At 37.2% G+C, this 11,856-nt stretch carries 10 protein-coding genes; 4 read left to right on the top strand and 6 right to left on the bottom strand.

What is annotated here, in order from left to right; translation table 11 throughout:
• Nucleotides 1-470 precede the first annotated feature (470 nt).
• From VLZ86_RS10715 to VLZ86_RS10690, 6 genes are all read right to left on the bottom strand, one after another.
• Nucleotides 471-3,134, bottom strand: coding sequence for a DNA gyrase/topoisomerase IV subunit A (locus tag VLZ86_RS10715; protein WP_325451153.1), 2,664 nt, complete (start codon nucleotides 3,132-3,134; stop codon nucleotides 471-473).
• Nucleotides 3,135-3,144: 10 nt separating this feature from the next.
• Nucleotides 3,145-3,627, bottom strand: coding sequence for a hypothetical protein (locus VLZ86_RS10710; RefSeq protein ID WP_325451151.1), 483 nt, complete (start codon nucleotides 3,625-3,627; stop codon nucleotides 3,145-3,147).
• The gene (locus tag VLZ86_RS10705) at nucleotides 3,617-5,482 is read right to left on the bottom strand and encodes a DNA topoisomerase IV subunit B (RefSeq protein ID WP_325451150.1); all 1,866 of its coding nucleotides are present in this window, start codon (nucleotides 5,480-5,482) and stop codon (nucleotides 3,617-3,619) included. Before VLZ86_RS10705 ends, VLZ86_RS10710 begins: the two co-directional genes overlap by 11 nt.
• 148 nt (nucleotides 5,483-5,630) lie before the next feature.
• Nucleotides 5,631-5,780, bottom strand: a complete 150-nt coding sequence (locus VLZ86_RS10700; RefSeq protein WP_325451148.1) for a hypothetical protein — start codon at nucleotides 5,778-5,780, stop codon at nucleotides 5,631-5,633.
• Nucleotides 5,781-6,012: 232 nt separating this feature from the next.
• A complete protein-coding gene (gene ychF / locus VLZ86_RS10695; protein WP_325451155.1) occupies nucleotides 6,013-7,107 on the bottom strand; it encodes a redox-regulated ATPase YchF in 1,095 nt (364 codons plus the stop codon).
• Nucleotides 7,108-7,262: 155 nt separating this feature from the next.
• On the bottom strand, nucleotides 7,263-7,616 hold the full coding sequence (locus VLZ86_RS10690; RefSeq protein WP_325451146.1) for a 4Fe-4S dicluster domain-containing protein: 354 nt from the start codon (nucleotides 7,614-7,616) through the stop codon (nucleotides 7,263-7,265).
• A 183-nt stretch (nucleotides 7,617-7,799) separates the two neighbouring features.
• On the opposite strand from VLZ86_RS10690, the gene VLZ86_RS10685 reads away from it, so the two are divergent.
• The 4 genes from VLZ86_RS10685 to VLZ86_RS10670 all read left to right on the top strand — a co-directional run bounded on the left by VLZ86_RS10685 (nucleotide 7,800) and on the right by VLZ86_RS10670 (nucleotide 11,789).
• Nucleotides 7,800-8,858, top strand: coding sequence for an acyl-CoA reductase (locus VLZ86_RS10685; protein ID WP_325451145.1), 1,059 nt, complete (start codon nucleotides 7,800-7,802; stop codon nucleotides 8,856-8,858).
• Between the two features lie 75 nt (nucleotides 8,859-8,933).
• A complete protein-coding gene (gene serC, locus VLZ86_RS10680) occupies nucleotides 8,934-9,998 on the top strand; it encodes a 3-phosphoserine/phosphohydroxythreonine transaminase (RefSeq protein ID WP_325451143.1) in 1,065 nt (354 codons plus the stop codon).
• Nucleotides 9,999-10,089: 91 nt separating this feature from the next.
• Nucleotides 10,090-11,052 (top strand): D-2-hydroxyacid dehydrogenase, encoded by a 963-nt coding sequence (locus VLZ86_RS10675; protein WP_325451141.1) that lies wholly within the window; start codon nucleotides 10,090-10,092, stop codon nucleotides 11,050-11,052.
• 92 nt (nucleotides 11,053-11,144) lie between these two features.
• On the top strand, nucleotides 11,145-11,789 hold the full coding sequence (locus VLZ86_RS10670; RefSeq protein ID WP_325451139.1) for a DUF937 domain-containing protein: 645 nt from the start codon (nucleotides 11,145-11,147) through the stop codon (nucleotides 11,787-11,789).
• Nucleotides 11,790-11,856 lie beyond the last annotated feature (67 nt).

Here is an 11,856-nt window from a genome sequence, read left to right as displayed (position 1 = left end):
GGCAGTGTTACGAAACTTATGAATATAATTGGAATAGAGCATTCGGATATTGAATAATGAATAGATCAGAGAATCTACAATAAAAAAATCAAATCTTTTTTAACTTTACGGATTCATCATATTTTTTTGGTGAATCCGTATCATTGTAAAGATCTAATTCGGATAGTGTAAAGTGTTCATTTCACCATCTTGGTCTTAGCTTAAAAAACGGAAATATAAGTACATCATATAGTCATGCGTCCTCAAAGATTGAACGCTTCGTTTTTGTAGAATTTCCATATATTGAAGATAATTGACTTCAAAATCCTCCTGTTGTTATAAAGTCGGTTCTCAAAAATATAACTCTAGAGCCAATTCCTCAATTATCAATAAATCAGAACCATGTATAACAACATCGTGCAATTCTATATTCGTCAAGCTGTAGCCTTTCCTACCTCTCACCTTCTAAAGCCTATCAAAATGGTCGTAGCCTAAAACAACTTCCCCTGCCCGTTCTCTTCCAAATAATCGTCCTCATTAGACCCGTCATCTGAATGAGGTTTGGAGCCTTTAGATTCCTGTTTTTCTGAAATATTATCTTCATCTACAACCTCGATTTCTTGTGCGGGCACCTCTTCTGGAGCTTCATAAGGTAATGGTTCCAATAAACTAATCTGGTTGACCTTATCTCTTGTCAATTGATTGCCTAAAGCGGTAATACCCTTGATGCTGATGAACTCTTCGAGATTGATTTCTAAATTTTCTTTTCTATCTTTGCCGCGTTCTTTTGTAAATTCCACTTCTACCATAGGCTTCCAATCAGTTGAAACGATTTCCAATTGCGATTTTGGATGATCAGAAATAAATAGCTCTTCTTTGCCTTCATGTTCTACAAGGAAACGCTTCACGTAATAACGCTCTTTTTCCCCATCAAAATAAATAGCAGAAATTGGTTTTTTCGGAATCCATTTTTCCAAAACAATCATATCATTATCAAATCGTGTGGTCAATTCCGGTAAAATTGTTTTTAGAACTCCCGATTGATGTATAACCAATAGTCGATCCTCACCTCTGAACTCACCAAGCAACTCGCCTCTTCCATCCACATTCAAACGTTGGACGGCATCATCAAACCAGATCTTTCGAGGTTTTAAAGTCGAAATGCCTTTTTCTTTAAGCTCAATCTTTCTGATGGCATATTTGGTCACTCGGTTGCCTTTGGAATTTCGTCCTTTGATGAGGATATCCGCAAAGTCAAGATCCCATTTCAGCTTTTTAACACTTCCTGCCTGTCTGAGGTAGATGGTGATCACCTCAGCTTCTCCATTTGGATTGGATGAGAAATACCAAACCATAGAGCCTTTATTACCGTTGGTTAGATCGTATTCGCGATCACGAGTAACACCTAGAACAGAAAAACGTTTGACATATGATGGACCTTTTGCGCCATCACGATAAATCATATTATAAATGGTGCGTTTGTCTTTCCTATTGAACACTTCTACGTTGATGATATCTTTCCCGACAAATGTTTTGGCATCCACCTTAGTCACCATCATTTTACCATCTCTTGTAAATACAATAATATCATCTATGTCACTACAATCACACACATACTCGTCTCTTTTGAGTGAAGTACCAATAAAACCTTCTTCTCTATTGACATAAAGTTTCGTGTTTCTGATGATTACTTTGGTAGCATCAACATCATCAAACAAACGGATTTCAGTTAAACGCTCCCTGCCTTTACCATAGTCGTTTTTGAGGCGTGTAAAATACGAAATGGCATATTCTACCAAATGCACCAAATCATGTTTTACCTGTGCTATTTGGTCTTCTAGAGCATCTATTTTTTGTTGTGCCTTGTCAATATCGAATTTAGAAATACGCTTGATTCGAATTTCCGTCAAACGTTCAATATCTTCAGTGGTAATGGTTCGTTTTAAATGTTGGATATGTGGTTGAAGTCCTTTTTCTATTGCGGTTATTACACCGTCCCAAGTTTCTTCTTCCTCAATATCACGATAGATCCTGTTTTCTATAAAAATTCGCTCCAAAGATGCAAAATGCCACTGCTCTTCAAGCTCATCAAGTTTTATTTCGAGATTAAGTTTTAAAAGCTGCACAGTCTTGTCCGTGGAATGACGTAACATTTCTGTAACCCCAACAAAAAGCGGCTTGTTATCCTCAATCACGCAACCCAAAGGCGAAATGGAAACTTCGCAGTTGGTGAATGCATATAAAGCATCAATGGTTTTGTCAGGCGAAATCCCAGAAGGTAAATGGACTAAAATTTCTACTTTTGCTGCGGTATTATCTTCAATTTTCCTGATTTTAATCTTTCCCTTCTCATTGGCCTTTAGAATAGAGTCAATTAGCGATGAGGTATTGGTACTAAAAGGTATTTCATTAATGACCAAGGTACTTCTGTCCAGTTGGGAAATTTTTGCCCTGACACGAATTTTACCCCCACGCATGACATCTCTATAATCTGTGACATCAATAATTCCTGCGGTTGGAAAATCTGGATATATGGTGAATTTCTTTCCGTTAAGATGTTTGATTGACGCATCAATCAATTCAATAAAGTTATGTGGCAATATTTTTGTTGAAAGTCCAACAGCAATTCCCTCACCGCCCTGAGCCAACAATAATGGGAACATGACAGGAAGGTTTATTGGTTCTTTTCGCCTGCCGTCATACGACGCCTGCCATTCGGTAATTTTAGGATTGAACACCACATCCAAGGCGAACTTAGATAAGCGTGCTTCAATATATCTGGATGCAGCCGCACTGTCTCCGGTGAGGATATTACCCCAGTTACCCTGGGTATCAATCAATAGGTCCTTTTGGCCAATCTGCACCATAGCGTCTGCAATACTGGCATCGCCATGCGGATGGTACTGCATGGTATGCCCTACAATATTGGCTACTTTATTATAACGCCCATCATCCAAATCCTTCATAGACTGCATGATACGACGCTGAACAGGTTTAAATCCGTCTTCAATTGCTGGAACCGCGCGTTCAAGAATAACATAAGAAGCGTAGTCCAAAAACCAATCCTTAAACATTCCGGTAACTCTTGTAATAGTCTCATTACTGCCGTTTTCCTTAATGTTCTCCTCCTCATTAGGTATGTGATCTTCTTCCAATGTAACGTGTTTAATTAGTAGGTTTTAAATTTTCTTTAATCATTTTGCTTAGAGATTGTCTAATGTAGCGCCTTTTCTTTTTAGTGACTAAGGTGACATTAAAAGTCTCTTTTTTGGTATGGCCTTGTGAGTTTTTGATATATAATGTCAGGCTTTTATAGACAAAATAATTTTTGAATTTAAAGGCCACCAAGCGCGATTTATCAAATTCCAATAAATGTTCTCTATAATTGAAATAGTCTGATAACAAGAGTCCTTTATTAATTAGGATCACTTTTAGACCATCACTGTCATATTCAAAATACTTTGAAATGGCATGTACCGACAGAAATAAAATCAGGAATCCAGCTAGAATTAGAAGAAAAGTCAATAAAGGATTTGAGGTCAGGTGACTGAATGCACTAAACACCGTAGCCAAAAAAATGGCAAACACAATCAGTATAAAATAGACTGATATAATGATATTTTTAACCTTAGAATTATTAGTTCTCATGAATCTCCTCCACTATATCTAATTCTACCTTAAGATTATCAATAATAAATTCTTGTCTGTCGGGAGTATTTTTGCCCATATAAAACTCAAGAAGAGCATCAATGGACATATCTTTATCAAGCATAACAGGATCCAATCGAATACTTTCTCCAATAAAATTGACGAATTCATCCGGTGAAATTTCACCAAGACCTTTAAAACGGGTGATCTCTGGCTTGGGTTTTAATTTTTCAATAGCGTCACGACGTTCTTGTTCCGAATAACAATAGATCGTTTCCTTTTTATTCCTGACCCTAAACAAAGGCGTTTGCAAAATATACAAATGACCTTCCTTGATCAATTCCGGAAAAAACTGCAAAAAGAAGGTAATCAACAGCAAACGAATATGCATGCCATCCACATCAGCATCTGTAGCTATTACAATATTGTTATAGCGAAGATCTTCAATAGATTCCTCGATGTTCAATGCGGCTTGCAACAGATTGAACTCTTCATTTTCATAAACAATCTTCTTGCTCATGCCATAAGAATTCAAAGGTTTACCCCTTAAACTGAACACAGCTTGCGTATTGACATCCCTTGATTTGGTAATACTTCCAGATGCAGAATCACCCTCTGTTATAAACAAGGTAGATTCTAAATACCGGTCGTTTTTTATATCCCCAAAATGAACGCGACAATCCCGTAACTTTTTATTGTGTAAATTGGCTTTTTTCGCCCTGTCTTTTGCAAGTTTTCTAATGCCTGACAATTCTTTGCGTTCACGTTCTGCCTGAAGGATCTTACGCTGAATTTTATCAGCAGTCTCTGGATTTTTGTGAAGAAAGTTATCTAATTGTGTTTTAACAAAGTCGTTGATAAAAGTTCTTACCGTTGGCAAGTCGCCGCCCATGTCCGTTGAGCCTAATTTGGTTTTGGTTTGACTTTCGAATACGGGTTCCATAACTTTGATTGCCACCGCGGTAACCACCGATTTTCGAACATCTGAAGGGTCGAAATTTTTGCCGTAAAACTCTCTAATAGTTCTTACCAAAGCTTCACGATAAGCCGCTAAATGCGTTCCACCCTGTGTTGTGTTTTGACCATTCACAAAAGAATGATATTCTTCACTATATTGTGTTTTAGAGTGGGTTAGAGCAATTTCTATATCATCACCCTTAAGATGGATGATTGGATAGGCCAAATCAGATTCGCCGATATTTTCTTCCAACAAATCCTTTAGGCCATTCTCACTGTAATATTTTTCACCGTTGAAAACAATGGTCAAACCTGTGTTGAGATACACATAGTTTTTGAGCATTTTTTCCACGTATTCGTTGCGATACTTATACTTTTTAAAGATGGCTTCATCCGGAATAAAAGACACTTTTGTTCCTTTTCTTCTAGAGGTATCATCCAATAATTCATGATTGGTGAGATTACCTTGCGAAAATTCTGCAGAAGCTGATTTGTTATCACGAGTGGATTCTACACGGAAAAAATGTGACAAGGCATTCACCGCCTTAGTACCTACACCGTTGAGTCCCACCGATTTCTTAAACGCTTTGGAATCATACTTACCACCCGTATTCATCTTGGAAACCACGTCCACTACTTTACCTAATGGAATCCCACGACCGTAATCGCGAACAATTACCTTATTTCCTTGAATAGAGATTTCGATGGTCTTGCCGGCACCCATAACATACTCGTCAATGGAGTTATCTAGAACTTCTTTTAGAAGAATATAGATACCATCATCAGGTGACGAGCCATCACCAAGTTTACCAATATACATACCGGGACGCATACGAATATGCTCTTTCCAATCGAGCGAACGTATATTATCTTCGGTATAGGCAGTTTCTTGAGACATAAAAGGGTGAAAGTTTAGATAGGTTGCTAATATAATATTTCGTTATAAAACTTAAGAACACAAGATACTAAAGTAATTAACAAAGTTTTAAAAACTGAGAGGGATGATTGAACTATGACGCATGAAGAATCCGTTTCGACGTATTATTTTAGCTCTTACTCTTAAACGTGAAATATAAAATAGGGACGATAAGAATTGCCAATGCAATAATTAAGGAAGTTACAAACACGAATTTAAATACGTAGAAAAGCACCACAAAGAAGATGATTGCTACAGCGAGCCATAATATAATTTTCATATAATTTCAATTTTATCCGATTGAAAGATAAGAATAAAATTACTGATAAAAGAAATTATTCTTGATGCAGGCTCAATGAATGATGATGATGAATGTCCTTCCTCATCAAATTCCATCCATAAAAACTAAACAGACATGGCAATAGGCGCGTTGCTGCATAAATAAATTTCCAAACAAATCTATCCAACAGCAACTGCCATTTTACTTCAAAAAATCAAGTTGGTTCTTCTTTTTATACGTTAAACAAGAAATGCATGATGTCACCATCTCTAACCACATAATTCTTTCCTTCTACACGCATCTTTCCAGCTTCCTTAGCTTTTACTTCACTACCTAAGGCTGAAAAATCTTCAAAGGCAATAACCTCTGCTCTGATAAACCCTTTTTCGAAGTCTGTGTGAATAACCCCTGCAGCTTGTGGAGCTGTGGCACCAACATCAATGGTCCAAGCGCGCACCTCTTTGACGCCAGCTGTAAAATACGTCTGTTGTTTTAACAGTTTGTAGGCTGATCTGATCAGCTTTGAAGATCCTGGCTCATCTAAACCAATGTCTTGCAAGAACATTTGACGTTCTTCATAACTGTCCAATTCTGTAATATCAGCTTCTGTACCAACCGCCAACACCAATATCTCAGCGTTTTCATCTTTTACTGCTTCCCTCACTTTATCAACGTAAGCGTTACCTGTTACCGCAGACTCCTCATCTACGTTACACACATACATGACAGGTTTATCTGTAATAAATTGTGCTGGTTTGACAAATTCGTCGTAATCGTCTTTGGCAAATTCCAAAGCTCTTACTGAAACTCCTGCTTCTAATGCTGATTTTATCTTAACCAAGACCGCTTCTTCCTTCTGCGCTTCTTTATTGCCCGTTTTTGCGGCACGTTTTACTTTTTCAAGTTTTTTATCGACAGTTTCCAAATCCTTTAACTGGAGCTCCATATCAATAGTCTCCTTATCTCTAATAGGATTGACACTACCATCAACATGTACAATATTATCATTGTCAAAACAACGTAATACATGCAGAATGGCATCGGTCTCTCTAATATTCGCCAAGAATTGATTCCCCAAGCCTTCACCTTTACTCGCGCCCTTTACCAAGCCCGCAATGTCCACTATCTCTACGGTTGCAGGTTGCACTCGCACAGGTTTTACCAAAGCCTCTAGCCGCTCTAAACGCGGATCTGGAATATTTACAATACCTATGTTGGGCTCAATGGTACAAAACGGAAAGTTGGCACTTTGCGCTTTCGCGTTAGATAAACAGTTAAAAAGGGTCGACTTCCCTACGTTTGGTAATCCTACAATTCCGGCTTTCATTGAAAAACTTATTTTCATTCCCACAACGGCGGGAATCTCATTAAATAAAATCGCAATTTTTTGCGACTGCAAATTTAGTTAATTATCTGAATAATTTGCATAAAAAAATCCCAAGCTATCCTTGAGATTTTTTACCCATAGTATTACCGTATTATTTACCCTTCCGGATGCATAAAACGTTGTTTTGACAAAAGTTGTTCTTCTGTTTCCATATGATCATCATCAGGAACACAACAATCTACCGGACATACCGCCGCACATTGTGGTTCTTCATGAAACCCTTTACACTCCGTACATTTGTTTGGAACTATATAGTAAATTTCATCACTAATAGGTTCTTGGGACTCCTCAGCATCTACTTCCTCTCCATTAGGAAGCACTACTTTACCGTTTAAACTGGTTCCATCTTTATATCTCCAATCGTCGGCACCTTCATATATTGCAGTATTTGGGCACTCAGGCTCACAAGCACCGCAATTAATACATTCATCTGTTATTATAATTGCCATTACGTCTTTTATATTAAAATATTAATTTTAGAAAAAGTGATGAGATTTTTAGAGGTTTCGATCTGATTTTCTTGATTTCAAGACCTTTTAGAAAAAGTGTGACTTAAACAAATCTCGTTCATTTGATTTTTCTAACTTTGCGATGCAAAAATAACGCCAAAACTATTCATAACCAAATACAGAATGGATTTACAGAAAAGAATTAACGCTTTCGCAAAACTGGGAGAATTTATCGAACAATTTTCAACAGAAGGCTTTAAAATGAACGAGAATGTCAGTACGAACGCTTTATTTTTTGACGGATTTAAGCACCAAATAAAATTGGCGTATGAACACAATGGTTGGTTCACGAAAGAGAACATTGCATTTTCTTTGAGCGGATGGGCTAAATCTCTAAAAAAGAACAACATTGAACAATGGTTAAAGAAGTATCACTTCAATAATATTCCTTCTAAAAAAGTAGCTATTATCATGGCAGGAAACATCCCTTTGGTAGGTTTCCACGATTTCTTATCTGTACTTATTACGGGTCATGAAGTTATTGTAAAACAATCTTCAAATGATAAACACCTACTGCCCTATTTGGCAAAATATTTAGAGCAAATAGAACCTGGATTTAAAGGTAAAATTACATTTACGGAAGAAAAATTAACGGATTTTGATGCGGTCATCGCCACAGGCAGTGACAATACGGCACGTTATTTTGAGCATTATTTTAAAGGTAAAGCATCGATTATCAGAAGGAATAGAAACTCTGTTGCCGTGTTGACCGGTGAGGAGACCGATGATGAACTCAAAGGCTTATCAGAGGATATTTTCAGATACTATGGTTTAGGCTGCAGAAACGTTTCGAAATTATTCGTTCCAAAAAACTATAAATTCGATGCCTTTTTTAATGGCGTTTATGAATGGCATCCTATTATACATCAAAATAAATATGCCAATAATTATGATTACAATAAGGCCGTTTATTTGATGAGCGAATTTGATTTGTTGGAAAACGGGTTTTTAATGATCAAGGAAGATGCCAGCTACGGTTCTCCCATTGCAACCCTATTTTATGAATACTATAACGATATAGAGGAGCTTAAATCACTACTTGAGACTAATCAGGACAAGATTCAATGTGTAGTTTCTAAAGGGGTTACGGATAATTCCGTGGCTTTCGGACAGACCCAACATCCACAATTGTGGGACTATGCCGACAATGTTGATACTATTGCATTTTTGTTAAGAATATAGTTGATAAATTATCAATTTCTTACCCTCAATTCCCTTTGAATTTAGCACCTTTGTATCTTTCAAAAACCAAAAACAATGAAAATACACAATTTTAGCGCTGGACCTTCAATTTTACCTCAAGAGGTTCTTAAAAAAGCTTCCGAGGCTGTTGTAGAATTTAATGGTATAGGACTTTCCTTATTGGAGATTTCGCATAGAAGTAAACATTTTGTAGATGTTATGGAAAATGCCAGAGCTCTAGCTTTGGAATTGTTGGGTCTTGAAGGAAAAGGGTACAAAGCCTTATTCTTGCAAGGTGGAGCGAGTACACAATTTATTATGGTTGCCTTAAATTTATTGGAAAAGCGCGCTGGATACTTAAATACCGGAACTTGGAGTGCAAATGCCATTGCAGAAGCAAAGATCTATGATGATATTTATGAAGTTGCGTCTTCAAAAGAGGCTGGATATAATTACATCCCTAAAGGATATACAATTCCTGAAGATTATGATTACTTCCATTGTACATCCAACAACACTATTTTTGGAACTCAGATAAAACAGTTCCCCAATTCACCAATTCCAATGGTATGTGATATGAGCAGTGATATTTTTTCACGTCAATTGGATTTTTCTAAGTTTGATCTCATTTACGCTGGTGCACAAAAAAACATGGGCCCGGCAGGCACTACTTTAGTGGTGGTTAAAGAAGATATTTTAGGGAAAGTATCCCGAAAAATTCCTTCCATCATGGACTATAAGGTTCAAATTGCAAAAAGCAGCATGTTTAACACCCCTCCTGTTTTTGCGGTTTACACTTCAATGCTAACCTTGGAATGGCTTAAAAACTTAGGTGGCATAAAAGCAATTGAGAAAGTGAATGAAATGAAAGCTCGCGTGATCTATTCAGAAATAGATCTTAATCCTTTATTTAAAGGTTATGCGGTCAAAGAGGACCGATCTAATATGAATGCCACATTTACCTTGGTCAACGATGATTTGAAGGAAACTTTTGAAACCATGTTAAAAGAAGCGGGAATTAGTGGATTGAATGGACACCGTAGTGTTGGTGGCTATAGAGCTTCTATGTATAATGCCTTACCCTTGGATAGTGTAAAAGCACTGGTGGAAGTGATGAGCGAATTGGAAACGAAAGCATAAAAGAAGTCTTCAGTTGGGAACTTGTTCAAACTGAAAAATTAAATAACATAAAAGAGTTTCCCACTTTTGTGGGACTAAAAAATAAAATTTCATGAAAGTATTAGCAAATGACGGAATTTCACAAAGTGGAATTGATGCATTAAAACTAGAAGGTTTTGAAGTAATTACGACTACAGTAGCGCAGGAACAATTGATCAATTTCATCAATGAAAAAAACATTGATGTCCTTTTGGTGAGAAGTGCCACCACAGTTAGAAAAGACCTTATTGACGCCTGTCCAAGTCTTAAAATTATAGGACGTGGTGGCGTTGGTATGGATAATATTGATGTAGACTATGCTCGTAGCAAGAATCTACATGTCATAAATACTCCTGCAGCCTCATCACAGTCTGTAGCAGAATTGGTTTTTGCACATTTATTTGGTGGCGTAAGATTTTTATATGATGCCAACAGAAACATGCCTTTGGATGGTGATTCAAAATTTAACGCTCTTAAAAAGAATTATGCACAGGGCACGGAATTAAGAGGTAAAACTCTTGGAATTGTTGGCTTTGGACGAATTGGACGGGAAGTTGCCAAAATTGCTCTAGGAGTAGGAATGAAGGTGATTGCAAGTGATAAATTCGTTGGAAAAGCAACCATCAAAGTTGAGTTTTACAACGGACAGTTTATCAATGTGGAAATTGAGACCCAACCAATGAAAGACATTCTTAAGCATTCAGATTTCATTACGCTGCACGTTCCGGCACAAGATGAATACGTGATTGGCGATAAACAATTTGCTCAAATGAAAGATGGTGTAGGTATTGTCAATGCCGCTCGTGGAGGGGTCATTGATGAAGTCGCACTAGTTAAAGCAATCGATAGTGGAAAAGTTGCTTTTGCAGGATTAGATACTTTTGAAAGCGAACCCACTCCGGCAATTAAAGTACTCATGAATGGGAAAATGTCATTAACACCACATATTGGTGCCGCTACCAATGAGGCCCAGGACAGAATTGGAACAGAATTGGCCTCACAGATTGTCAGCATATTAAAGACAGAAAACGTTTAAGTTATTAACATTTATTGTTAAAAATGCTTGTCATACAGTGTATTGCAAGCATTTTTTGTATTTTAACCTTTCAATTTTAAAATCATATAATTATGTCTGGAATTTTAGATCTATTAAATAGCGATATTGGAAAATCGATTGTGAGCGGCGTATCTGAGCAAACAAATCAACCGCAAAACAAAACACATGACGTTTTAACGATGGCCATGCCTGTATTAATGGCCGCCATGCAAAGAAATGCCTCTTCACCTGAAGGCGCCCAAGGTTTGTTGAGTGCTCTAAACAACAAGCATGATGGGAGCATTTTAAATAACCTTTCCGGTCTTTTTGGAGGTGGAGGTGTTGATAATAATGTCATGGAGGATGGAAGCAAAATCCTAGGGCATGTACTTGGCAATAAGCAAAGTAACGTAGAAAAGGCAATTGGAGCCAAGGCTGGAGTGGATGCCGGTTCTGTTGCCCAAATTTTAAAGGTTGCAGCACCTATTTTAATGGGGATGTTAGGTAATCAAGCCAAACAACAAAATGTAAATAGTCCAAGTGGGCTTGAAGGGATGTTGGGTGGTCTTTTAAAAGGAAGTTCTCCCAAAGGCGATCAAAGTTTTCTAGAATCTATACTTGATGCCAACAATGATGGAAGCATTATGGATGATGTGGCAGGAATGGTTATGGGTGGAAATAAAAAGAAAGGTGGACTTGGAGGTATAATCGGAGGTCTCTTTGGTGGAAAAAATTAAATAATATAACATAAATCCTTTGAAAAATCGTGCTTTTAAAAAGCACGATTTTTTTGTTAAAACCATT

Source organism: Gelidibacter sp., assembly GCF_035515035.1.
GTDB lineage: Bacteria > Bacteroidota > Bacteroidia > Flavobacteriales > Flavobacteriaceae > Gelidibacter.
Note: the sequence above shows the minus strand (reverse complement) of the source record. Positions and strands in the feature narration are given on the sequence as shown.